This is a genomic window from Paracoccus marinaquae, from assembly GCF_018860165.1.
Classification (GTDB): domain Bacteria; phylum Pseudomonadota; class Alphaproteobacteria; order Rhodobacterales; family Rhodobacteraceae; genus Paracoccus; species Paracoccus marinaquae.
Window position 1 is genome coordinate 22,869 of record NZ_JAHKNG010000004.1, and the last position, 23,674, is coordinate 46,542.

Annotated in this window: 15 protein-coding genes; 6 read left to right on the forward strand and 9 right to left on the reverse strand. The window is 65.9% G+C overall.

The window, feature by feature from the left end:
* The first annotated feature begins 3 nt into the window (after positions 1–3).
* On the forward strand, positions 4–4,002 hold the full coding sequence (locus KNW02_RS03715; protein ID WP_216031927.1) for an ExeM/NucH family extracellular endonuclease: 3,999 nt from the start codon (positions 4–6) through the stop codon (positions 4,000–4,002).
* Between the two features lie 73 nt (positions 4,003–4,075).
* Here KNW02_RS03715 and gap read toward each other — a convergent pair whose 3' ends face one another.
* From gap to purB, 4 genes are all read right to left on the reverse strand, one after another.
* Positions 4,076–5,077, reverse strand: a complete 1,002-nt coding sequence (gene gap / locus KNW02_RS03720) for a type I glyceraldehyde-3-phosphate dehydrogenase (protein ID WP_216031928.1) — start codon at positions 5,075–5,077, stop codon at positions 4,076–4,078.
* 243 nt (positions 5,078–5,320) lie between these two features.
* Positions 5,321–5,464: a hypothetical protein gene (locus KNW02_RS03725; protein ID WP_216031929.1), complete on the reverse strand. Its 144-nt coding sequence runs from the start codon at positions 5,462–5,464 to the stop codon at positions 5,321–5,323.
* Between the two features lie 57 nt (positions 5,465–5,521).
* Entirely contained in the window at positions 5,522–6,535 is a 1,014-nt protein-coding gene (locus KNW02_RS03730; RefSeq protein WP_216031930.1) for a FliG C-terminal domain-containing protein, read from the reverse strand.
* A 96-nt stretch (positions 6,536–6,631) separates the two neighbouring features.
* A complete protein-coding gene (gene purB, locus KNW02_RS03735) occupies positions 6,632–7,933 on the reverse strand; it encodes an adenylosuccinate lyase (RefSeq protein WP_216031931.1) in 1,302 nt (433 codons plus the stop codon).
* Positions 7,934–8,076: 143 nt separating this feature from the next.
* Between purB and KNW02_RS03740 the strand changes: the two genes are divergently transcribed.
* Complete coding sequence (locus KNW02_RS03740) at positions 8,077–8,643, forward strand: hypothetical protein (protein WP_216031932.1); 567 nt, start codon at positions 8,077–8,079, stop codon at positions 8,641–8,643.
* A 100-nt stretch (positions 8,644–8,743) separates the two neighbouring features.
* Positions 8,744–9,082 carry a DMT family transporter gene (locus tag KNW02_RS03745; RefSeq protein ID WP_216031933.1) on the forward strand — a complete coding sequence of 113 codons (339 nt, stop codon included), beginning with the start codon at positions 8,744–8,746 and terminating at the stop codon, positions 9,080–9,082.
* Positions 9,083–9,086: 4 nt separating this feature from the next.
* On the opposite strand, the gene KNW02_RS03750 is transcribed toward KNW02_RS03745, so the two are convergent.
* The 5 genes from KNW02_RS03750 to hisC form a co-directional block, all read right to left on the reverse strand.
* The gene (locus tag KNW02_RS03750) at positions 9,087–10,796 is read right to left on the reverse strand and encodes a peptidoglycan -binding protein (RefSeq protein WP_216031934.1); all 1,710 of its coding nucleotides are present in this window, start codon (positions 10,794–10,796) and stop codon (positions 9,087–9,089) included.
* Between the two features lie 3 nt (positions 10,797–10,799).
* On the reverse strand, positions 10,800–12,170 hold the full coding sequence (locus KNW02_RS03755) for a hypothetical protein (protein WP_431356737.1): 1,371 nt from the start codon (positions 12,168–12,170) through the stop codon (positions 10,800–10,802).
* 88 nt (positions 12,171–12,258) lie between these two features.
* Positions 12,259–12,822 (reverse strand): gamma-glutamylcyclotransferase, encoded by a 564-nt coding sequence (locus KNW02_RS03760; RefSeq protein WP_216031935.1) that lies wholly within the window; start codon positions 12,820–12,822, stop codon positions 12,259–12,261.
* A gap of 206 nt (positions 12,823–13,028) precedes the next feature.
* Positions 13,029–13,958 carry a prephenate/arogenate dehydrogenase family protein gene (locus tag KNW02_RS03765; protein WP_216031936.1) on the reverse strand — a complete coding sequence of 310 codons (930 nt, stop codon included), beginning with the start codon at positions 13,956–13,958 and terminating at the stop codon, positions 13,029–13,031.
* Positions 13,955–15,049, reverse strand: coding sequence for a histidinol-phosphate transaminase (gene hisC, locus KNW02_RS03770; protein WP_216031937.1), 1,095 nt, complete (start codon positions 15,047–15,049; stop codon positions 13,955–13,957). Before hisC ends, KNW02_RS03765 begins: the two co-directional genes overlap by 4 nt.
* A gap of 438 nt (positions 15,050–15,487) precedes the next feature.
* On the opposite strand from hisC, the gene KNW02_RS03775 reads away from it, so the two are divergent.
* The 3 genes from KNW02_RS03775 (at position 15,488) to KNW02_RS03785 (ending at position 23,481) form a co-directional block, all read left to right on the forward strand.
* Positions 15,488–16,567, forward strand: coding sequence for an AraC family transcriptional regulator (locus KNW02_RS03775; protein WP_216031938.1), 1,080 nt, complete (start codon positions 15,488–15,490; stop codon positions 16,565–16,567).
* 543 nt (positions 16,568–17,110) lie between these two features.
* A complete protein-coding gene (locus tag KNW02_RS03780) occupies positions 17,111–22,018 on the forward strand; it encodes an Ig-like domain-containing protein (RefSeq protein ID WP_216031939.1) in 4,908 nt (1,635 codons plus the stop codon).
* A gap of 338 nt (positions 22,019–22,356) precedes the next feature.
* Entirely contained in the window at positions 22,357–23,481 is a 1,125-nt protein-coding gene (locus KNW02_RS03785) for an alpha/beta fold hydrolase (RefSeq protein WP_216031940.1), read from the forward strand.
* The last annotated feature ends 193 nt before the right edge of the window (positions 23,482–23,674 follow it).

Below are 23,674 nucleotides of genomic sequence, written 5' to 3' on the forward strand. Positions count from 1 at the left end.
GCAATGCCGACGCTGCTGCATGAAGAGGATTTCGAAACCGATGGCAACGGAACCCGTTACACCACCTCGGTGACCGAATTCAGCGATGGTTCGGGCGATTACTTCACCCGCACCGATGGCAGTACCATTGGCAGTTTCGTGGCCTTTGGCGGGATCAGCGGTGCGTCCTATTTCGCCGCGCAGGATCTGGACGGCGAAGGCGGGCCCGCAAGTGCCAGCCTGACGCTGGCGCCCATCGACATCACCGGCGCGACCGATCTGACCATCACCGGCCTCTTTGCCGAGGACGCGGCCTCCGACGGCGCGCAGGACTGGGACGCCGATGCGCTGGTCCATATCGAGGCCAGCATCGATGGCGGGCCCTGGGTCAAGGTGCTGCAATTCGCCTCGCAGGGCGCGACCAACAGCCAGCCGGGGCTGGACAGCGATTTCGACGGCATCGCGGATGGCCCGGCCCTGACCGACGCCTTCACCGCGTTCGGCGCCTCGATCGCGGGCTCCGGCGCGTCGCTGTCGCTGCGGATCACCGCCGAGAATCTGGAAGCGGGCGACGAGGACATCGCCTTCGATCTGCTGCGCGTCTCGGGCGAGTTGGCGGCGGCCGAGGTCGTGGCGCTGAACGAGACATTCGACAGCGGCGCGGGTTTCACCACCTCGACCGGCTTCTTCTCGGACGGGGCGGGCGACTATTTCGGCATTGCGGGCAGCAGCGCGGATTTCGGCACAGGCGCCACTCCTTCGGGCCTGAAAGCCTATGACGGGGCCGATGGCAATTATCTGACCGGCATGGATCTGGACGGCGAGGGCGCCTCGGTTCCGGTCACCGCCGAATGGACCGGCATCGACATCGCGGGGCTGCGCGACCTGACCTTCCAGGGCAGCTTTGCCGAATTCTTCGATGCACCGGGCGATATAGACGACGATGACTATCTGCGCGTCGAGGCCCGCATCGACGGCGGCGCCTGGCAGACCGTCCTGGCCTTCGCCGGTGCCGGCTTCACCTCATCGGGCCAGTTCAACGGCAACTTCCGCCAGGATACCGATCTTGACGGCACGGGCGACGGGGCCACGCTGACCGGCGCCTTCCAGCAGTTCACCGCCGGGATCGCCGGCAGCGGCAGCAGGCTGGACCTGCGCTTTTCGGCCCGTGTCGAGGCGGGGGACGAGGATTTCGCGGTCGACAATTTCCGCGTCATCGGCATGTCGGGCGGCGAAACCGCGCCCGCGGTGATCGCGCGCGCGGGCGACGGGCTGACCGTCGCGGAAGCGGGCACCAGCAGCGACCGATTCACGCTGGAACTGGCGACCGCACCCGCCGCACCCGTCGATGTGACCGTCGCGGCGGACGGGCAAAGCGAGGTCAGCCTTGACGGGGTGACCTTCGCCGCCACCGTCACCGCCACGCTGAGCGGCACCGATCCGGTCGAGGTGATCGTGCGCGCCATCGACGACAGCAGCGACGAGGCCGCCACGCATTTCGGCGCGCTGAGTTTCACCGTTGCCAGCGCCGATCCTGATTACAACGGACTGACGGTCGGCGGCCTGACCGTGGCCGTGGCCGACAACGATGTGTCGATCACGCTCATCTCGGACATTCAGGGCAGCGGCAATACCTCCGCCATGGCGGGGCAGGAGGTCACGGTCGAGGCCGTGGTGACCGGGCTGATCACCAATGGCTCGGGCCAGCAGGTCGGCTATTTCCTGCAGGAGGAGGACGCCGACAGCGACGGTGATGCGGCGACCTCGGAAGGCATCTATGTCTTTTCCGGCGCGCCCGTCACGGTCGGCTCGCGGCTGCGGCTGACGGCGGATGTGGCCGAGTTCCAGGATCTGACCGAACTGACGAATGTCCGCGATCTGGCGGTGCTGGAAACGGGTGTCGCGCTGCCCACCGCCACGCAGATCACGCTGGGCATGCGCGCCGATTTCGAGACCTATGAGGGGATGCGGGTGCAACTGGTCACCGGCTCGGACGACGCGCTGACGGTGGTGACGAATTTCAACCTCGACCGCTTTGGCGAGATCGAGGTGGCCGAGGGCAACCTGATCCAGCCGACCCAGATCTATGATGCGCAGACTCAGGCGACCGAGGTCGCGGATCTGATGGCCCGGAACGCGGCCGCGCGGCTGGTCATCGAGGATAGCAATACCGGGCAGAACCCGGATGTTGTCACGATGATCGATTCGGGCGACGGCACGCCGCTTGAGGCCGGTGATCCGATCACTGCGGAGGGGCCGACGCTGCGGCTGGGCAGCCAGCTGGCCGAGGTGGTCGGCATCATGGATGAGCGTTACGGCAGCTATCGCATCCAGGTCGATGCCCCGCTTGACGTGATCGAGGGCAGCGGCGCACGGCCCCAGGGCGTGCCCGATGTCGGTGGCGACCTGCAGGCGGCCAGCTTCAATGTGCTGAACTATTTCACCACGCTCAGCGGCGGCACCGGCCCGAACGGCGATCTGGACCCGCGCGGGGCCACGAACGCCGCCGATCTGGCGCGCCAGACCGACAAGCTGGTCAGCGCCATCACCGCCATGGGCGCCGAGGTCATCGCCCTGCAGGAGATCGAGAATAACGGCTTTGGCGAGGGCAGCGCGATTGCCACGCTGGTCGCGGCACTGAACGAGGCGAGCGCGCCCGGAACCTGGGCCTTTGTCGATCCCGGCGTCGGTTTCCTCGGCACCGACGCGATCACCGCCGGCATCATCTATCGCGCCGATCAACTGACGCTGACCGGGACGGCGGTGCTGGACTTCACCGAGAGCAGCGCCGCGGCGACCTGGGACATCGTCGATCAGATCCAGCAGAGCACCGGCGAGATCGTCGGCAATTTCCAGCGCAACCGCCCGGCGCTGGCCGCCACCTTCCAGACCGCCGACGGGGCCGAACTGACGGTCGCGGCGAACCACCTGAAATCGAAGGGCGCCAGCGGCCTCGATTCGCTGCTGAGTGCCGCGCAGACGGCAGGCGTCGATCCGGCGCTGATCGAGGCGCTGCGGAACGACCCGAATTTCGATCAGGGCGACGGGCAGGGCTTCTGGAACGGGGTCCGGCAGGAGGCGGCGGCCGAACTGGCAAGCTGGCTGGCCGGCAATCCGACCGGCGCCACCGGCACCGACAACCTGCTGGTGCTGGGCGATCTGAATTCCTACGCTAGGGAGGATCCGGTTCAGGCGCTGCAGGCGGCGGGCTTCACCGATCTGGCCACCGCCTATCTGGGCGAGGACGCCTATAGCTATGTCTTCGACGGCCAGCGCGGCACGCTGGACTATGGCATGGCCAGCGCCGGGCTGATGGACAATGTGACCGGCGTGGCCGAATGGCATATCAACGCCGATGAGCCGGACCTGCTGTCCTATTCCTCGCAGTTCAACGATGCCTCCTTCTACAACGACGATCCCTTCGCGGTCTCGGATCACGATCCGCTGCTGGTCGGGCTGACGCTGGAGCGGCCGCTGCGGACCGTCGCGACCGGGGTGGATTTCGAGGACCGGCGCTTGCTGCTGAACCGGGTCAGCTATTCCGAGGATGGCGCGCAGGTCGCGACGGACCGGGTGCCGGTCGTGGCCCGCAGCCTCGAGATCGAGGGCTCGGACATCACCGTCAGCGCGAAAGGTTCGGGGCTGAACCTGCTGACCTTCGCGGGCAAGGGCCTCGGCGTCTGGTCGCCGCTGGCCGACTGGCCGCTGCGCGCCGAGGCGCGGCAACTGGACGGGCGCGAGAAGATCGTCTTCAGGATGGACGATTCGGGACGGCTGGCCGATGCGCTGGACGCGGGGTTCGAACTGACCACGATCAGTGGCCGCGGGCAGGTCAGGCTGGCCTTCTATGATGACGGCGATCTGGTCGAGCAGGTGCGCCTCGACATCTCGGATGGCAAGGTCTTCCACGAGGCCGTCGAGGCCTTCGACGAGGTCGTGGTCAGCGCGACCGGCTCGCTGGCCTTCGAGATCGCCGCGGTCGATTTCACCCGCATCGAACAGGACAGCTTCGTCTTCGCCTGAGGCGGGGCGTGGCAATGAAAAACCGGCTGGCGGGGTGCCCCGCCGGCCGGTTTCCCGTTCATCCGCGATGCGATCAGAGCAGCTTGCCCATCGCCACGGCGGTATCGGACATGCGGTTCGAGAAACCCCATTCGTTGTCATACCAGGTCAGGATGCGGCACAGCTTGCCTTCCATCACCTTGGTCTGGTCCATGTGGAAGATCGAGCTGTGCGGATCGTGGTTGAAATCGCAGGAGACCAGCTTTTCCTCGGTATAGCCGAGGATGCCCTTCAGCGGGCCGTCGGCGGCGGCCTTGATCGCGCCGTTGATTTCCTCGACGCTGGTGTCCCTCGCGGCCTCGAAGGTCAGGTCCACGACCGAGACGTTCGGCGTCGGCACGCGGATGGCGACACCGTCCAGCTTGCCCTTCAGTTCCGGCAGCACCAGGCCCACGGCCTTGGCGGCCCCGGTCGAGGTCGGGATCATCGACAGCGCCGCGGCGCGGGCGCGATAGAGATCCTTGTGCATCGTGTCCAGCGTCGGTTGGTCGCCGGTATAACTGTGGATCGTGGTCATGAAGCCGCGGGTGATGCCGATGGTGTCGTTCAGCACCTTGGCCACCGGCGACAGGCAGTTCGTCGTGCAGCTGGCATTCGAGACGATGATGTCGTCCTTGGTCAGCTGGTCGTGGTTGACGCCGTAGACGATGGTCTTGTTGGCGCCGTCGCCGGGGGCCGAGATCAGCACCCGCTTGGCACCGGTCTGCAGATGCGGTTGGCACTTCTCGACCGAGGCGAAGATGCCGGTGCATTCCATGATCACGTCGACATCGCCCCAGGGCAGTTCGGCCGGATTGCGGATCGCGGTGACCTTGATCGGGCCGCGGCCGACATCGATCGAGTCGCCATTCACGGTCACCTTGGCCGGAAAGCGGCCATGCACACTGTCATAGCGCAGCAGATGGGCGTTGGTCTCGACCGGGCCCAGATCGTTGATGGCGACCACCTCGATATCGGTGCGGCCCGATTCGATGATGGCGCGCAGCACGTTGCGACCGATGCGACCGAAACCGTTGATGGCGACTTTGACTGCCATGGCTCTCTCTCCAGACCAGGTGACGTTGCGCCATCCTCTAGCGTGGGTCGCCGGATGATGCAAATCCCCTCTATGGCCTAAACCGTGGGGAGGCGGCGGGCAGGGGGCGGCGCAATGCCGCAAGGCCGAAACCCGCGCCCCGCCGCGACACCGCCCTGTTCTGCCTGCCCGCCCGCGCGGGCGGCTGGACGCGGGCCGTGCGTCAGGGCGCGAAGTTTTTCAGAAAAACTTCAGGGCGCTGAACTATCTCCAAAAGCTGAGATATTCGATGAACCCGTTCATGACCTTGCCGACCCGGACCGGCAGGTCGAGATTCAGCCAGAAATGATCGGCGGCAAAGATGGCCAGGATCATCACGGCAAGCAGGATGGCGATCTTGTTGGTCATGCGCGGCCTCCGGCGCCGCTTATCGCCGACAGCGGGCGGACGGGCAAGGAACTGCCATCAGTCTTCGTCCTCGGCCGGCAGGATCAGCGTCAGTTCACCCTCGGTCTCCAGGCGCCGGATTGCCGCGATGACTTCGGTCTTGGCCTCGTCGAAGTCGCGGGGGCGAAGCTTGCCCAGCCCCTCCATCTCCTCGCGCAACCCGTCGGCCATCCGTTGCGACAGGTTGGACAGCAGGAACTCGGCCGCAGCGGCATCGACCGCATCGGGGGCGGACAGGGCGCGGATCAGGACCGGTTGCTCGACCTCGCGGACGATCCGGGGAACGTCGCGCGGCTCGATCCGGGTGGGGATATGCGCGAAGATGAAGATGGCGCGCCTGACGCCGTCGGCAAAACCCGCATCGTTCTGTTCCAGCGATTCCAGCACCTCCTCGCGCAGATCGGCGGTGGCAAAGTTCAGGATCGCCCCCATGCGTCCCGCCATCGGCGTATCGATGGCCGGGCGGGGCAGGGCCTCGGCCGCGTGCAGCAGGATCAGCCCGACCCGGTTCAGCGCCGCGGCACCGATGCCGTCGGTCAGGGACATGGCCTGTGCCACGCTGCGGGCGCGATCGCGCGACAGGGCGAAAAACACCTCGGAGGCTCGCGCGACCGGCAGCTTGGACAGCATCAGTGCCACGATCTCGGTCGATTCGCTGTTCGCCAGCGCGAGGATATTCTCTTTCGGCAGCGCGGCGACGCGCGCCCAGGGATCGCCGCGCCCCGACATGGCGGCCAGCCGGCGCAGCCGGTCGGTGCTGTCATCGGACAGCTTGCCGCCCAGCATCGCCAGAGTGCCGTCGAGGTCGCCGGGAAAGGTGACGCCCACGGCGGCCAGCCGGTCGCAGAATTCGGTGATCACCGCGTCGCGGGTCTGGCGGTCGATCAGTTCCATCCCCGCCATTTCCTCGGCCAGAAGGGTCTGTGCCTCGCTGTCCAGCCGTGTCAGGCTCCCCGCCTCGTCGTCATCCAGCAGCAGCCGCACGATCACCGCCGCCTTCTGCCGCGGGCTGAGCCCGGTCTGCGTCATCATCTTCTGCCCCCGATCGGCCGCGTCATCCGTGATGCGGCCAATCTGGCAGAGCTTCCCTAACGGGCGGTTATCGCCACCGCCGATTTGCGCGGGATTTTAACCAAAGACCCGCGCGAAGATCCGGTCGACATTCTTGGTGTGATAGCCAAGGTCGAACTTTTCCTCGATCTCGGCCGGACTCAGCGCTGCCGTCACCTCGGCGTCGGACAGCAGTTCTTCCTTGAAATCCTTGCCTTCCTCCCAGACCTTCATGGCGTTTCTCTGCACCAGCCGATAGGCATCCTCGCGCGAGACGCCGGCCTGGGTCAGCGCCAGCAGCACCCGCTGGCTCATCACCAGGCCCTTGAACTTGTTCATGTTGGCCAGCATGTTTTCGGGATAGACCACCAGCTTGTCGATCACCCCGGCCAACCGGTTCAGCGCGAAATCCAGCGTCACGGTCGCGTCGGGGGCGATGCCGCGCTCGACCGAGGAATGGCTGATGTCGCGCTCGTGCCACAGCGCGACATTCTCCATCGCCGGGATCACGGCCATGCGCACCAGCCGCGCAAGCCCGGTCAGGTTCTCGGTCAGGACCGGGTTGCGCTTGTGCGGCATCGCCGAGGAACCCTTCTGGCCGGGGCTGAAATATTCCTCGGCCTCCAGCACCTCGGTGCGCTGCATGTGACGGATCTCGATGGCGATGTTCTCGACCGACGAGGCGATGACGCCCAAGGTGGCGAAGAACATCGCATGACGGTCGCGCGGGATGACCTGGGTGCTGATCGGCTCGGGGCGCAGACCCATCTGCGCGCAGACATGTTCCTCGACCGCCGGGTCGATATTGGCAAAGGTGCCGACCGCGCCCGAGATGGCGCCGGTGGCCACCTCCCAGCGGGCCTTCTCCAGCCGGTTCTTGTTGCGATCCATCTCGGCATAGAAGCGGGCGAAGGTCAGGCCCATGGTGGTGGGTTCGGCATGGATGCCGTGACTGCGACCGATGCGAAGCGTGTCCTTGTGCTCGAAGGCGCGGCGCTTCAGTGCCTCCAGCACCTTGTCCATGTCGGCCAAGAGGATATCGGCGGCGCGGACAAGCTGCACGTTCAGGGTGGTGTCCAGCACGTCGGAACTGGTCATGCCCTGATGCACGAAGCGGGCCTCGTCGCTGCCGATATGCTCGGCCAGATGGGTCAGGAAGGCGATCACGTCATGCTTGGTCACCGCCTCGATCTCGTCGATGCGGGCCACGTCGAATTCGACGTCCTTCGCGCGCCAGACCGCCTCGGCATTGGCCTTCGGGATCACGCCCAGTTCGGCCTGCGCGTCGCAGGCATGGGCCTCGATCTCGTACCAGATGCGGAACTTGGTTTCCGGCGACCAGATCGCGGTCATTTCGGGGCGGGCATAGCGAGGGATCATGGCGGGCTCCTTGTCGTTGTCGGCGGCATAGCCTTGCGGCGGCGCGGGGGCAAGTTTTCATCCGGGGGCGGTGGCCGAGCGGGAACATTCCGGGGTGTTGCAGGGTTGTCTGAACGGGAAGCCGGTGTCATGGGGCCGAGGTGATGCACAGCAGCGACGACCATAGGCAGGGGCCGGCCGGGACCGACCAGAGGCAGGATGCCGGCGGGAACCGGCGCCCGGAGACCTCGCCGACCGGCCAGGCGATCATCTGGGGCGGCGTTGCCCTGGGGGTCGCGGGCCTGACGGCGGCGGCGATGCTGACCGCGCGCCGGCTGGCGGGTGCCGGGGATGTGTCCCGGCTTCAGGCTGATCGGGCAGCGGACGATACCCCGCAGGCACGCCGCTTTGCCCGGCCTGAGCCGACGCCCCGTCATGCCCCTCGCGAACGGGCGCGGCGGGATCCGCGCGACGCCCCCCGCCGCAATCCCGCGCAGGACCTGACCGAGACGGCGGATGCGTTGTCGGGCAGCCTGAACAATGCCGTCGACACCTTCGTGGGCGCCTTCGCGGCGTTTCGCGGCATTGCCTCTCAGGTGCCATGGATCATCGACGAATTTTCGGCTGCTGCGGATCAGGTCCGGACCATCCTGAACAAGCGGGAGGCGCCCTCCGACGATGGCGCCGACGGTGCGTCGAGGAAGGACGAGCGGCGGATGCACCGCCTGTAGGCGCGTCGGCGCAGCCGCGACCCGCCGAATTGAACTCTGCCACGAAAACCCGCATGACTGTCGTCGCCGCAGCACGGGATTCGGCGGTCGGAGGGACAACATGATCGGATCACCCTATATTCCGCTGTTTCTGGCGATTGCCATGGAGGTCGTCGGAACCTCGCTGCTGCAACGCTCGGCCCAGTTCACCCGGTTCTGGCCGACGCTCGGCATGGCGCTGTGCTATCTGGTCAGCTTCTACCTGCTGTCACTGGCCCTGCGCAGCATGCCGCTTGGGGTCGCCTATGCGATCTGGAGCGGGCTCGGCATCGTGCTGGTGGCGCTGATCGGGCTTTTGCTGTTCGGGCAGCGGCTGGACCTGCCGGCGGTCATCGGGCTGGGGCTGATCGTCGTCGGGGTGATCGTGGTCAACCTGTTTTCCAAGACCGTCGGGCACTGAGGGATCAGCGCTCGGTCAGCTTCAACTCGATCCGGCGGTTCTGGGCGCGGCCCGCTTCGGTGGTTTCCTCCGCGACCGGGCGGGTGTCGGAAAAGCCGGTTGCCGCCAGCCGATCGGCGGGAAAGCCCAACACGTCGATCATGTAGCGCACCACCGCCAGCGCGCGGGCCTGGCTCAGTTCCCAGTTGTCGCGGTAGCGGCCCGTGCCCGAGAGCGGCAGGCTGTCGGTATGGCCGTCCACGCGGATGATCCAGTCGATTTCGGCGGGAATCTCGTCCGCGATCTCGGACAGCAGGCGGGCGACACCGGCCACCTGTTCGTGCCCCGCCTCCGACAGCGCGGCTTCGCCCGAGGGGAACAGGACCTCGGACTGGAACACGAAGCGGTCGCCGACCACCCGCACCTCGTCGCGACCCGACAGGATCTGCGACATCCGGCCGAAGAATTCCGACCGATAGCGCGCCAGATCGCGGGCTTCCTCCTCGGCCTTCCTGCGCGCCTCTTCCTCCAGCGCCAGGCGGCGGTCCTTTTCCTCGGCCGCGCGCAGCAGCGCGGCGTTCAGTTGCTGGCCCAGACCTTCGACCCGCAATTCCGCCTCGCGCTGATCCTCGCCGGCGATGTCCAGCAGGGCCTGCAGCGAAGCCAGTTGCGCGGTCAGCGAGGCCACCTGTTCGTTCAGCAGCGCGACCCGGCGCTGGCTGTCGTCGGACAGACCTTCCTGTTCGGCCAGCGCCGCCTGTGCCGCGGCCAGAAGCGCCGCCTGACGCTCGGCCTCGGTGGCGTTCCGGGCGGTTTCTTCGGACAGGGTGTCGCGGGCGGCCTCGGCGGCGGCCAGAAGGGTCAGGGTCTCTTCGGCCCGTCTGCGGCTTTCCTCCAGCGACAGGGTCATCGCGGTCAGTTCGCTATCCGCGGTTTCCAGCCGTTCGCGCAACAGCCGGGCGGCCTCGGCCTCGGCCAGTCGCGCGGTCTCGGCCTCGTCAAGCCGGGTCTCGGCCGCGGTCAGGTCGGATTGCAGCGTGGCGGCCTGTTCGTCGCGGCCGGCGTTGCGCCGGCGCAGATCGGCGATCAGCGCCTGCAGGGCGTCGCGCCGGGCGGCGGCCAGCCGGGCCTGCTCGGCCTGCGCATCGATCTCCTGCCGGGCCGCCGCGATGGCCAGTTCGGCTGCCGAGGCGCGGTTCTCTTCCTCGCCCAGCCGGGTCTCCAGCGTCTGGCGCTGCTGCGCCTCCTGCGTGCGGGCGGCGATCAGGGCGGCGACCTCGGCCTCGAAATCGGTCAGGCGCGACCGGGTTTCGCCCAGTTCCGCACGGCTGCTGTCCAGCTGATTGCCAAGCCGGGTGATCCGGGCGGCGCGGTCGCGGGCCTCGGCCTCGGCCTCGGCCAGCGCCTCTTCAGCGGTCCGGACGCGGGCGCTCTCTCCGGCCAGGTTTTCCGCAAGCGCGCTCTCGCGATCTTCCGAGGCGGTCAGGGCCTGGCCCAATGCCTCGACCTGCCGGCCCAGGGCATCAAGCCGCTGCTCCTGACGCGAGATGGTGCGGCCCTGATCGACGATGGTGTCGTCCTGCGCGGTGATGCGCTCGCGCAGCACCGACTGCACGATCATGAAAATCGTCAGCACGAACATCAGCACCATCAGAAGCGCCGTCATGGCATCGACGAAACCGGGCCAGATCGTGGCCGAGAAACGGTTTCCGGAACTGGCGCGGCGCAGCGCCATCGCCTAGCCCTTCCCGCGCGTCATCAGCGGGTCCTGCCGCAGATCGTCGGGGAAGGGGTCACCGAAACGCGCGGCCCGCACGGCGCGGGTCAGCACCAGCAGATCCGAGCGCAACTCGGCCACCATCTCGTCGCGGCCCTCGCTGAGGTCGGCGGCCAGGCGGTTCAGCGCGGCCTCGATCCCCGACAGGTCCGAGGGCGCGGTCTGGGGCTGATCCGCGCGCAGCCGTGCCAGTTCCAGCATCCGGTCCTGCCCGTCGGCCATCCGGCTCAGCGACTCGACCAGGGTGGCGGTGCGCGCCAGCGAGGCCTCGCGCTCGGCCCCGGCGCGCTCGGCCAGTGCCTCGACGGCCTCGGCCATGACCACGATCCGCTCATCGGCCATGATCGCGGCATCGTCGCGGGCAGAGTCGCGTTCGGCATGGAACTGCTGCAGCCGGTCCATCTGCGCCGCCATCTGTTCGAGAAAGCCCGAGATCGCCGCCTGGTCCAGCCCCTCGCCCTCGGAGGTGGCCAGGCTGACCCGGGTAAAGCCCGACATCCATTCCTCAAGCTCGCGGTGAAAGCGGTTCTGGCCATGGGTCACGAACAGTTCCAGCAGGCCCACGACCAGCGATCCGGCCAGGCCCAGCAGCGAGGAGGAGAAGGCGGTGGCCATGCCGCCAAGCTGCGCCTCGAGCCCGCCCATCAGCTTGTCGAAGACCTCGATCCCGCTTTCGCCCTCTTGCGGGGCAAGCGCGCGGATCGTCTCGACCACCGCCGGAACGGTTGTCGCAAGCCCGTAGAAGGTTCCAAGAAGGCCAAGGAAGATCAACAGGTTCGAGAGGTATCTTGTGATGTCGCGCAACTCGTCGATGCGGGTTGCGACCGATTCGAGGATCGAGCGGGCCGAGCCGGTCGAGATCACCCCGCCCGCGGGTCCGCGCGTGCCCAGGAGCGCCGCCAGCGGCGCCAGCAATCGCGGCGGCACATCGCTGTCGTCGGCTCCCCGCGCCGCCAGCCCCTTTTCCACCGCGTTGCGGCGGCGTTCGGCAAAGCGTTCGATCCAGCTGACCGAGCGGACCAGCTGGCCCAGCTGCCAGAAACAGGCCAGCACGCCCAGGGCAAAGACCGTCAGGATCAGCCCGTTCAGCCAGCGATTGGCCATGAAGATGGGCAGGATGCGCCCATAGGCGATCCAGCCGCCGGCCAGCACCAGAACCAGCACCGTCAGCATCAGCAGGACCTGCCGCACCGGCTGCGAGAAACGCGGGTTGGAGGCCGGGGGCGGCGCCCCTGTCCGGGACGCGGTGATGCGCCGGTTCGGCCGGGGCGCCGGCCCGCCGGTCGAGCCTTCGGGGTTTTCCGGCCGTTGGCCGCTGTCTGGATCGCTCAAGAGGTCCGGGTCCCGTAATCGTTTGCGGAAATTCCGTTTTCGATCCGAGTGTAGGGCGCGGCCCGCCACTTGCCAAGCAATCCGAAGGTCAGGGTGCGGCACTGCCTCCGGGGCCGTTCCGCATCAGCCGGCGGACATCCCCGGACAGCCGTTCCAGCCATGCGTCGGGCAGCCCCATTTCCGCCAGATGACGGGTGGTGTTGAACAGGTAGTCGGCATTGGGTCCGCGCCCGCCCTCGGCCCTGGCGATAATCTCGGCCTGTTCGCGGGCGCAGAGGTTGCCGGCATATTGCCAGTGATCGCGGCGCATCACATAGGCCACGGCCTCGATGCCGCGCCCATCCTCCAGCGCCACCGGCAGGATCGCCTCGTGATAGGCGCCGGTATCCAGTTCGCGTTCGCGCAGGTAATGCATCACCTCGTCATATTCCCCGTCGGCGATGCGCAGGGCGAGGCCGCGGCATTCGGCGCCCTGCTCGGCATCCAGCCCAAGCACGAGGCCGGGTGTTTCTTCGGTGCCGCGATAGCGGGTCGAACGCAGGCAGAAGCTGCGGGCATAGCCGGTCAGCCGTGCCCTGACCGTCTCGGCCGGCCGGAAGCCGGGATCCCACATCAGCGAGCCATAACCGAAGACCCAGAATACCTTGCTCATCGCCGCCAGATCCTTTTCGTACCGAAGAATCTAGGCCACGTTGCAGGCGGATGAAAGCCCCGCATCGAGACAGGGTGGCCCGAGACGCCCCGGACTCGGCCCGTGGCCGTGCAGGGGGCGGCCGTGTGAGGTTTCCGCGCGTTGCTGGGCCTTCTCTGCGGGCAAGCGCGGATCGCGGCGGCGCCCGGGTCCGTCGGGCAGGAGGCTCAGGCAGGTTTCGTGACGCCGGGCGCGCGGCCGAAATCCGGCGCCTCGGTATCCTGCCCGGCCTCGATGATGCCGCGGCGGATGGCGCGGGTGCGGGTGAAATAGTCGAACAGCTGCTGCCCGTCGCCCATGCGGATCGCGCGCTGCAGCATGAACAGTTCCTCGGTGAACCGGCCGAGGATGTCCAGCGTTGCCTCGCGATTGTGCAGGAACACGTCGCGCCACATGGTCGGATCGCTGGCCGCGATGCGGGTGAAGTCGCGAAATCCTGCAGCGGAATACTGGATCACCTCCTCGTCGGTGACGCGGCGCAGGTGGTCGGCCACGCCGACCATCGTATAGGCGATCAGATGCGGGGCATGGCTGGTCACGGCGAGGACCAGATCGTGATGCGCCGGATCCATGCGGTCGGTCTTGGCGCCGATGGCGCGGACCAGATCGGACAGGCGCGCGACGGCATCGGCGTCGCTGTCGGGCAGCGGTGTCAGCAGCCACCAGCGGTTGCGGAACAGGCCGGCAAAGCCCGACCGCGGGCCGGAATGTTCGGTCCCGGCCAGCGGATGGCCGGGGATGAAATGCACGCCCGCCGGGATATGCGGCGCCACCGCCTCGATCACGGCCTGCTTGACCGAACCGACATCGGTGAGGGTGGCGCCCGGTTTCAGATGCGGCGCGATCTCGGCCGCGACCTCGCCCATCGCGCCCACCGGCACCGCCAGCACGATCAGATCGGCAGCCTCGACGGCTTCGGCCGCACTGTCGCAGACCCGGTCGCACAGCCCGATTTCGCGCGCCGTCTGCCGGGTCGCCTCGCTGCGGGCAAAGCCGGTGATCTCGCGCGCCAGCCCGGCCTCGCGCATGGCATGGGCCATCGAGCCGGCGATCAGGCCCAGCCCGATCAGCGCGACCCGGTCGTAGATCACGCTCATTCCGGGGCCCTCCGCGCGGCCATGAAGCGGCCGAGGCAGTCGATCACGCGGGCGCAGCCGTCCTCGTCGCCCACGGTGATGCGCAGGGCCGCCGGAAGGCCGTATCCGGCCACGCGGCGCACCAGAATGCCGTCCTCGCGCAGCGCCGCATCGGCGGCCTCGGCCTCGTCGGGGCCGGCAAAGCGGGCAAGGACGAAATTCGCGAAGCTCTCGTCGCAGGCGACGCCCATCTGGATCAGCGAGTTGCGCATCCGCTCGCGCATGCGGGCGTTCAGATCGGCGCAGCGGGCGGTGAATCCGGTGTCCCGGATCGCGGCTTCGGCGGCGGCCATCTGGGCGCTGGACAAATTGAAGGGCTGGCGGATGCGGTTCAGCACGTCAATGATGTCGCGCGCGGCATAGCCCCAGCCGATCCGCAGCCCGCCGAGCCCGTGGATCTTCGAGAAGGTGCGCGTCATCACCACATTCGGGTGCCGGTCGACCAGTGCCGCGCCGCCATCGAAATCGCCGGCGAACTCGGTATAGGCGCCGTCATGGACAAGGATGACGTGGGCGGGCAGGCCGGTGGCCAGCCGCTGCAACTCGTCGCCGGTCAGCATGGTCCCGGTCGGGTTGGCCGGGTTGGCGATGAAGACGATCTTCGTACGCGCGGTGACGGCGGCAAGGATCGCGTCCACCTCGATGCGGCGTTCCACCTCGGGCACGGTGACAGGCACGGCCCCGACCATCCGCGCAAGGATCGGATACATGGAAAAGCCATGCTCGGTGGTGATGATCTCGTCGCCTGTGCCGGCATAGGCCTGGGTGACGAACTGCAATACCTCGTCCGAGCCCACGCCGCAGATGATCCGCTCGGGGTCCAGCCGGTGGATTTCTCCGATGGCGCGGCGCAGCGCGGCATGATCGGTCGAGGGATAGCGGTGCAGCTCGGCCGTCGCTGCGGTGAACGCGGCGCGGGCCTTGTCGCTGCAGCCCAGGGGGTTCTCGTTCGACGACAGTTTCAGCACCTCGTCGCGCCCGGCCAGCCGGCTGTCGCCGCTGACGTAAAGCGCGATTTCCATGATGCCGGGCTGCGGGGGGATCTGGGTCATCTGCTTATCCTTCGCTTGCGGCCGGTCTAATCGGCGTGGCCCGGTATTGGAAGTGACGAATTTCCTTGCGCAGGCCTGCGGGTCGCGGGTCAGCCCTGCGGTGAAATCGCGAGGCATGGTGCGTCCCTCACCGCCGGGCGATCCAACACCGGCAGTCGTTGCCGATGTATCCCGCGTTGCACATTGCGCTGGTCAGGATGGCGCGGGTGCGAGGCGTGGTGGCCGAAGTTTCAGGCGAAATGTCCCGCCGTCTCCGCGTCCGGCGGGGGGCGATGAGGCACGGGCGCCGGCGTCTCGCGGCCAAATTATTTTTTCAAAGACAAGTCCAGATCCCTTATGATAACGCAACCCAAGTCATGTTTGGCCGCATCCCTGTCGCATCCGGGGCGCAAGGTTCGGCAGGTTGGCAAAGAGTTGAGTTGCGAGGATTGACCGATCATGACCCGTCTGGCCAGTCAATTGCCGCCGCAGGTGCAACATGCTGCCCTTGTCGGAGCATCCAGCCCCCCGATGATCTCGGCCACGACAATGACGGGGGTGGCGGGGCTGGTTCGCGAGGTGCTTGGCGAGCGGACGCTGAAACGGGCCAGCCAGGCGATCATGCTCGACATCGAACTGATCGAGAATCGCGACTGCTTCATCCCGCAGGCGACCATGGCGGCGTTTCTCGATGTGGTCGACCGCAGCCCGGGAGGAGAGACGTTCGGTCTGCTGGTCGTCCCCGAGGTCTCCTTTGACGGGCTTGGAAAATGGAGCGAGCATGTTCTGTCCAGCGGGACGCTGGGGGCGGCCATTCTGCGGGCAGGGGAAACCCTCAACTATCACAGCACCGGAGACAGACTGAACCTCTCAGTCTTCAGCGGAATGGCGAGGTTCAGCTACTACGCGGCGACCCGGGGATTGCCCGGACATTCGGCGATATCCAGCGGCACGGCCGGCGTCATGCTGAGTCTCATGCGGTCCTATCTCTCGACCGAGTGGCGGCCCTGGATGATCGAGTTGGACATACCGCGCCCGCGAAATGCAGGCTGCTATGAGGATCAGTTTTCCTGTCCGGTCATCTTCGGCGCGAAAGCTGTGACGATCTGTTTTGATGCCGGCCTGCTCGGGACTTCCAGGTCGCGGACCTCGGGGCCGCGTCTGACGACGCTGGAGGACGTGATCCGCAGCAGATATGCCCCGATCAGCCTGAACCAATTTCCGAACGTCGTGGTCGCCCAGATCTGGGCACAGGTCCTGACCGGGCAGGTGTCGATCGAGAGTACGGCCTGCGCGCTCGATATCAGCATTCGCTCGCTGCAACGCATCCTCAACGCCGAGGGGATCGGGTTTCGAGAACTGGTTTCTGCGATCCGGACCCAGCGGGCCAGGGAACTGCTGCGCGGAACCTCGGTCTCGATCACCGAGATTGCCTTCGAACTTGGCTATGCGACATCGGCGGGGTTCGCCCGCGCCTTCCGGAAAGCCACCGGATTGGCCCCGCATGAGTATCGTGACCGATCTGCACCCGTGGCCTAGCCACCATGAGGCGAGATCGCGACCCGTCCGCGTCGGCGGGTCGACCAGCAGGCGCGGGCCGCGCCTCGATTGACCCGCCGCGTGCCCGGTCTGATCGCGGTTACGATTGCTGTTTCATCGGTGGAGCCCGTGCCGGCTGACCGCATCGGGTGATTCGTGGGGTTGCCTTCCGGAAGGCGGGCAAACCGCTGGGTCGGGCTCGGCGGTGCTGCGTCGACGGCAAAGCCGGTGCCATGATTTATACATATTATGACCCGCTTGCTTGCACATATTAGACTTATTCTCGGCGTTTGGCAGTCTCACGCGCATGGTTGCATCCAAACGGTAAAAAACCGCTCATCTCGTCTCCGTATCTCGGCCTGATCTTGAACAGGGCTAGGGGCCTCTCATAGGCTGCATGCAACCAAAAAGTTTGTACTTTTACAAAATACAATCTTAGGTTGATTTACGGTCATGCAGTTGTAGTCATGCGGTAGGAATTTCGATGCGACGCCGGGCGATGACGCTGGCGTCTTGGAAACAGGTTCGGGGAAGGTCTTGAGGATGGAACAACTTCCGGTTTCGGCGCCAGGAGAAGTGTCGGGCAGCAACGGTTATGCAGCAGGTCTGCTGGGCGAGGTCTATCGGGGGGGAAGGCTGAACAACCTCGCTGACGCGCTTGCGGTGATGGAGGGCGCCGCCGACGCCACCTTCGTCGCGGACAGCGTCGACTATGCCAAGACCGACGGGTCCTTGGCCGATCTGCTGGGCAGCGACGCGCAGACCCTCAGCGGCCTGGATGCAGATGCCATGGAGGATCAGTTCGCCCTGCGCCTGTCCGGCGAGATCTATCTCGAGGCGGGCAGCCACCGATTCAGCAATATCACCGATGACGGATTCCGTCTGACGATCAACGGTCAGGTCGTTGCCGAATACGCCGATCAGCGGGGTTCTGCTGCAACGCGCGGAACGATCGAGATTGCTGAATCCGGCTGGTATTCGATCAATGTCGACTATTTCGAAGCCGGAGGCGGGGCCGAGTTGCGCGTCCGGCACAGCTTCAATGGCGGTGCAAGCAGCGACCTGACTGCCGATCAGTTGCGGCATGGCACGGGCGAGACGGACGAAGGTGAAACGCCGGTCATCGACTATGCAGCGGGCTTGATGGGCGAAGTCTTCCGCGGCGGAACTCTGAACAATCTTGCAGACGCGCTGGTGCGCATGCAGGGAACGGCAGACGCCGTCTTCGTCGCGGACAGCATTGATTACGCCAAGACCAACGGGTCGCTGGCCAACCTGCTGGGCGAGGATGCGCAGAGCCTGAGCGGGGTGGACGCGAACGCGCTGCGGGACCAGTTCGCGCTGCGCCTGTCGGGCGAGATCTATCTTGAGGCCGGAACGCATCGTTTCGACAACATCACCGATGACGGGTTCCGCCTGACGGTGGACGGTCAGGTTGTCGCCGAATATGCGGATCCCCGGGCCTCCGCGGGCACCAGCGGCGCGATCGAGATCGCCGAAGCCGGCTGGTATTCGATCAATGTAGATTATTTCGAAGCCCGGGGCGGGGCCGAACTGCGCGTCCGGCACAGCGTCAATGGCGGTGAAAGCGCGGATCTGGATGCCAACAGGCTTCGCCATGCCACGGGCGAGACCGATGGCGGAGAATCTCCGGTCGATCCGGAACCCGTCGCGAATACAGCGCCCGACGCGCAGGACGATACGCGGCAGATCGACGAGGATGGCAGCCTGCGCCTGAACCCGCTGACGAATGACAGCGATGCAGATGGCGATGCACTGGCAATCACCGCGGTCGGGCAGGCCGCTAACGGCACCGTCACGCTGAACGCGGATGGCACCGTCAGCTATGTTCCGAACGCCAATTTCAACGGTCGCGACAGCTTTTCCTACAGCATCAGCGACGGCCGGGGCGGCACTGACAGCGCGCGGGTCGTGGTCGATGTCCGGGCCCAGAACGATGCGCCGGTTGCCCGGAATGACGGCGGCTTTTCGGTTCAGGCGGGCCAGGTTCTGGTCATCAGCATTGCCGAACTGCTGGCCAATGACGGCGATCTGGACGGGGACGTCCTGAGCCTCTTGGAACTGACCGACGTGACCAATGGCAGCGCCGAGATCGTGGGTGATCAGATCCGCTTCACCGCGGCCGGCGAAGGCTCTGCCGGCTTCGGCTATATCCTGTCGGACGGTCGGGGCGGTCGGGACAGCGCGACGGTCTCGGTGGCGGTCAGCGGGGCGCCCGTCGTTCCGGAACCCTCCGAGAACACGCCGCCGGTTGCTCAGAACGATACGCGGCGGATCAACGAGGATGGAAGCCTGCGCCTGAACCCGCTGGCCAATGACAGCGACGCGGACGGCGATGCACTGTCGATCACCTCGGTCGGTGAGGCCGCGAACGGCACCGTCACGCTGAACGCGGACGGCACCGTCAGCTATGCCCCGAACGCCAATTTCAACGGTCGCGACAGCTTTACCTATCGCGTCAGCGACGGGAATGGCGGTACCGACACTGCCAGCGTCATCGTCGATGTCACCGCCGTCAATGATGCGCCGATTGCCCGGAACGATGGCGGCTTTTCGGTCGAGGCGGGTCAGGTCATCAACATCGACATTGCCGATCTTCTGGCCAATGACAGTGATGTTGACGGAAATGCCCTGTCGATCCTGCGTCTGGAGAACGTGACCAACGGTTCCGCCGAGATCGTGAACGGCCAGATCCGCTTTACCGGTTCGGGTGAAGGAAACGGTGGTTTCAGCTATGTCCTTTCGGACGGGCAGGGTGGTCAGGGCCGCGCGAACGTGTCCGTCGCAATCAGCGATCCGGGTACCGATGGCGGTGATGGCAGCGGACCGGGGGGAGGCATCAATCCGCCCCGGACGCCGGAAGAGATCGCCGAATTCGTCGAGATGGTCCGCAACCAGGCCGAGACCCCGATGGAGGGGCATCCGGCCGGGATGCAGATGCACATGGCGGCGCTCGATCTGGTGTCGCGTTCGGACGCCACGCATATCGCGGTCAATTCCGGCGACTGGAACGATCCCTCGACCTGGCATAACGGCCAGGTGCCGGGAGATGACGCCCGGGTTCTGGTGCCCGAGGGCATCACGGTCGGCTACAGCGAGGTGAACGACGCCTCGATCTTCACCGTCCGGGTCGACGGTCTTCTGCGCTTTGCCACCGATCAGGACAGCCGTCTGCTGGTCGATACCATGGTGGTGTCACCGACCGGCCGTCTCGAGATCGGGACCGAGGACAACCCGGTCCGGGCGAATACCACGGTCGATATCGTCTTCGCCGATAACGGTAATATCAATGTCGGCTGGGATCCCTCTCTGCTGTCGCGCGGGATGATCGCCATGGGCGAGGTCGATATCGTCGGCCTCGAGAAGACCTCGCATCTGAAGGTGCAGGTCGATGCGATGGCCGGCGACACGACCCTGACCCTGGCCGAAGCGCCGACAGGCTGGCAGGTCGGTGACAAGCTGGTCCTGACCGGCACCTATCAGCAGGGCTTCTTCTGGAACAATACTCTTGGTCGTCGGGACTATGCCGAGAGCCAGGACGAAGAAGTCTATATCACGGCCATCGACGGCAACAGGGTCACGCTGAACCGTCCGCTGACCTTCGATCACGACACGCCGCGCGACGACCTGAAGGCCTATGTCGCGAACATGACCCGCAACGTCACCTTCTCAAGCGAGGGCGGCGAGGACCTGCCCGAGCATCAGCGCGGCCATGTCATGTTCATGCATAATGACGATGTCGATGTGCGCTATGCCGGCTTCAATGATCTGGGTCGCACCGACAAGAAGGAATATGCGGGCCCGGCGGAGTCTTTTGGCGGCGTGGGCAATCTGTCGCCGGACGCCAATGTCGAGGCGCGTTATCCGTTCCATTTCCACGAGGCGGGGGTGGACGATATCGAGAACCCGGCAATTGCCATCGGCAACGTGGTTGACGGCTCGCCGGGCTGGGGTTTCGTGCAGCATTCGTCGAATGCCAACCTGACCAACAACGTCGCATTCGACGTCTGGGGCGCGTCCTTCGTGGCCGAGGACGGCAACGAGACCGGCACCTGGTACCGCAATATCGCCATCAAGTCGCAGGGCTGGGCCTTCGGCGATGGTGCGGTGAAGGGCAGCGAGGTCGACGGCAACGATGCCCGGACCGGAGACGGGTTCTGGCTGGGTGGTCGCCTGGTCGAGGTGGTCGAGAACGTGGCGGCGAACACGACGAACGGGTTCGTCTGGTTCCATCGCGGCGATCGCGATCGGGCCGATTCGGAAAATATCCAGCAATCCGAGATCGCCTATGGCAGCAATCAGATGTCCGTCGACAAGCCTCCGATCCAGGGCTTCCGCGACAACGAGGCCTTCGGCACCCATTCCGGCATCATCGTGGTCAAGGACGGTGCCAATCAGGGCCATGACGTTCGCTCGGTCTTCGACGGCTTCCTCAACTGGGAAACCCGTGAGGGCATCTTCCTCAGCTATACCGGGCACTACACTTTCCTGGACGTCGATCTGGTCGGCCAGCGTGACGAAACCCCGAACAGAAGCGGTCTGCCCGAAAACGGCGCCTATCATGGTGTGCAGCTGGCGACCAACGCCGTCGACGTTGTCTTCAACGGCATCCGGGTGGATGGGTTCGACTATGCCTTCCAGTTGCAGGACAACCACAATATCGACACCGGCGGCCGCGACGGGCTTCTCAACACGGTGATCGACGGTGTCTTCACCAACATCGGGCGGACGGATATCAGCGAGGCACTGGACGGCCAGTTGATCGTGCTGAACAGTTCCGATCTGACCGAGGGGCGGCTTGAATTCCGGCTTGCGGGCGACGGCCGGCTTTCGAGCAACGAACGTCTCTATCTCGACGGCGTCAAGACCGACTCGATCGGTTCGGTGGATCGAAGCTTCGAGATTGACCGGCAGGGCCCGGTCAACTGGGAAGCCTATCTGCAGAGCAACGGCTACTGGCGGCTTGCCGATGGGACGCCGGTCATGTTGCTGGAGGACTATATCGCCGACCGGGCGACCGGCGAGTTGCAGAAGCAGATGCTGGTGTTCCGTCTCGAATCCGGCTTTGGGTCCTATACCTTCAACGGCACCGTCAGCCTGGGTGGCCCGGCTCCGGTCGCTCGTGATGACAGAGGGACCACGTCGGAGAATACCGATCTGCGCATGAACCTCGTCGCCAATGACAGCGATCCGGATGGCGGCCGGGTCTATGTGGACGGTCTGATCCACCCGGAGAATGGCGATGTGTTCCAGCAGGATGACGGCACGGTCATCTATCGTCCGAACCAGGGGTTCGTCGGCACGGATCGCTTCTACTACTGGGCCGCGGACGAGGAAGGAAACTTCACCCGCGGCGAGGCGATCGTGACCGTTCAGCCCGGCGGCGATCTTCTGCGCAGCGCCATGGCGGCCGACAGCTTCGATCTCTGATCGGATATCCCGCAGGGCCGGGCATCACCCCTGAGGCCCTGCAAGCAATCGCGACCCGGCCAGACTGTTCTGGCCGGGTTCCTTTTCGCCCGACCGCCGGGGAGGCGGCGCTGAAGGTCTGCGCGCCCGAGGATGGCAACAGGTCGCAGTGGCGGCCTGCCCGCAGGATCTTTCTTCGCAGGCGGCAGATGATATAATCTTTGTCGACAAATCAGGGCTTCAGGTTCTGGGAGGCGCTCTGCCGGTGCACCTGATCTTGCCCGGTCGGTACTGGTCCTGCCGTTGGCAGGCTCCATGCCGGGCCAAGACCTTTTGACCCGGATGCAGGAATTGAGATCATGAGCCGAAAACACAAGCCGACCACGGATCGGGATATCTCTCCCGACTCCCTTGACTTCCTGTTGCCGATGTTCTGGCCGCTCTCGGAGACGTTGGCGGCACTCGAGGTCAGCCGGCAATATTTCAAGGCCTTGGGCGGTGCATCGGCCGGCCGCGCGCCGGTGGCTCCGGTCTGGCATACCGAGAACCGTGTGCGGCTGGACCTGCCGACAATGTATCTGCGCGAGTTCGGAACACCGGACGGGACGCTGCCGGTTCTGATCGACGCGCCCTATGCCGCGCATCGTGCCACGATTGCCGATTTCTGCGAGGATCACAGTCTGGTCGAGGCGCTGCTGAAGGCGGGCATCCCCGCGGTCTGGGTGACCGACTGGAAGTCGTCGGCACCCGAAATGCGGTTCTTCTCGATCGACAGCTATCTGGCCGAACTGAGTGTCGCGATCGACGATCTGGGCGGCCGTGTCCATCTGATCGGGCTTTGCCAGGGAGGCTGGCTCTCGGCCATGCTGGCCGCGCGTTTTCCCGACAAGGTTGCCTCGCTGGTGCTGGTCGGCGCCCCCATCGATACCGGTGCGGGCGGCAGCCCGGTCCAGCAGCTGGCAGAGGGGATGCCGATGTCCAGCTTCGAGCGGATCGTGGCGGCGGGGCAGGGGCGGATGCTGGGCAGCTTTCTCATGTCGGGATGGCGCAGCATCTATCCGGGCGGTCGTTATCTGGAGCAGGCGCTGACCCTGTTCGACGGCCTCGAGGGCGAGACCCGCGACATGCACCTGCGGCGTTTCGAGGACTGGTTCGAGGATATGGTCGATCTGCCCGGAACCTATTACCTTCAGGTCATCCAGCAGCTGTTCAAGGAAAACCGCCTGGCCACGGGGCGCTTCGTCGGGCTGGGGCGCCGGCTGGATCTGAAGGATGTGACCTGCCCGACCTACCTGCTGGCCGGCGCCTCGGACGAGATCGCGGTCAGCGACCAGGTCTTTGCCGCCAGGGCGCTGCTGGGCACGCCGGCTGATCAGATCAGGACCGCGCTGATACCCGGCGGCCATCTCGACCTGTTCATGGGACGTGACAGCATCGCCCGGATCTGGCCCGAGATCGGGGCCTGGATACGCGCGCAAGGGTGAACCCGCGGGGCGCCTCGGGTAGGGTCTGGGACGAAACCCGGAACCGATCCGCCAATGCCGCCGAAACGCGCTTGACACCACCTGAGCGCCGTCTATAAGGCGCCACTTCATTGGTGTTGGTGGCCCTCGCAAGGGGATGCCTGTCGGGCTTCGGCCAAAGGACAACGCCCTTTTGACCTATCGAAAGGAGATC

What these genes read in the sequence shown, in the direction of transcription:
- KNW02_RS03740 (WP_216031932.1), top strand. Translation starts at nt 8,077, where the DNA reads ATGCACAGCAGCGACGACCATAGGCAGGGGCCGGCCGGGACCGACCAG.
- KNW02_RS03780 (WP_216031939.1), top strand. Translation starts at nt 17,111, where the DNA reads ATGGAACAACTTCCGGTTTCGGCGCCAGGAGAAGTGTCGGGCAGCAAC.
- KNW02_RS03760 (WP_216031935.1), bottom strand. Translation starts at nt 12,822, where the DNA reads ATGAGCAAGGTATTCTGGGTCTTCGGTTATGGCTCGCTGATGTGGGAT.
- KNW02_RS03765 (WP_216031936.1), bottom strand. Translation starts at nt 13,958, where the DNA reads ATGAGCGTGATCTACGACCGGGTCGCGCTGATCGGGCTGGGCCTGATC.
- KNW02_RS03775 (WP_216031938.1), top strand. Translation starts at nt 15,488, where the DNA reads ATGACCCGTCTGGCCAGTCAATTGCCGCCGCAGGTGCAACATGCTGCC.
- KNW02_RS03715 (WP_216031927.1), top strand. Translation starts at nt 4, where the DNA reads ATGCCGACGCTGCTGCATGAAGAGGATTTCGAAACCGATGGCAACGGA.
- KNW02_RS03745 (WP_216031933.1), top strand. Translation starts at nt 8,744, where the DNA reads ATGATCGGATCACCCTATATTCCGCTGTTTCTGGCGATTGCCATGGAG.
- purB (WP_216031931.1), bottom strand. Translation starts at nt 7,933, where the DNA reads ATGATCCCTCGCTATGCCCGCCCCGAAATGACCGCGATCTGGTCGCCG.
- KNW02_RS03750 (WP_216031934.1), bottom strand. Translation starts at nt 10,796, where the DNA reads ATGGCGCTGCGCCGCGCCAGTTCCGGAAACCGTTTCTCGGCCACGATC.
- KNW02_RS03725 (WP_216031929.1), bottom strand. Translation starts at nt 5,464, where the DNA reads ATGACCAACAAGATCGCCATCCTGCTTGCCGTGATGATCCTGGCCATC.
- gap (WP_216031928.1), bottom strand. Translation starts at nt 5,077, where the DNA reads ATGGCAGTCAAAGTCGCCATCAACGGTTTCGGTCGCATCGGTCGCAAC.
- hisC (WP_216031937.1), bottom strand. Translation starts at nt 15,049, where the DNA reads ATGACCCAGATCCCCCCGCAGCCCGGCATCATGGAAATCGCGCTTTAC.
- KNW02_RS03785 (WP_216031940.1), top strand. Translation starts at nt 22,357, where the DNA reads ATGAGCCGAAAACACAAGCCGACCACGGATCGGGATATCTCTCCCGAC.
- KNW02_RS03730 (WP_216031930.1), bottom strand. Translation starts at nt 6,535, where the DNA reads ATGATGACGCAGACCGGGCTCAGCCCGCGGCAGAAGGCGGCGGTGATC.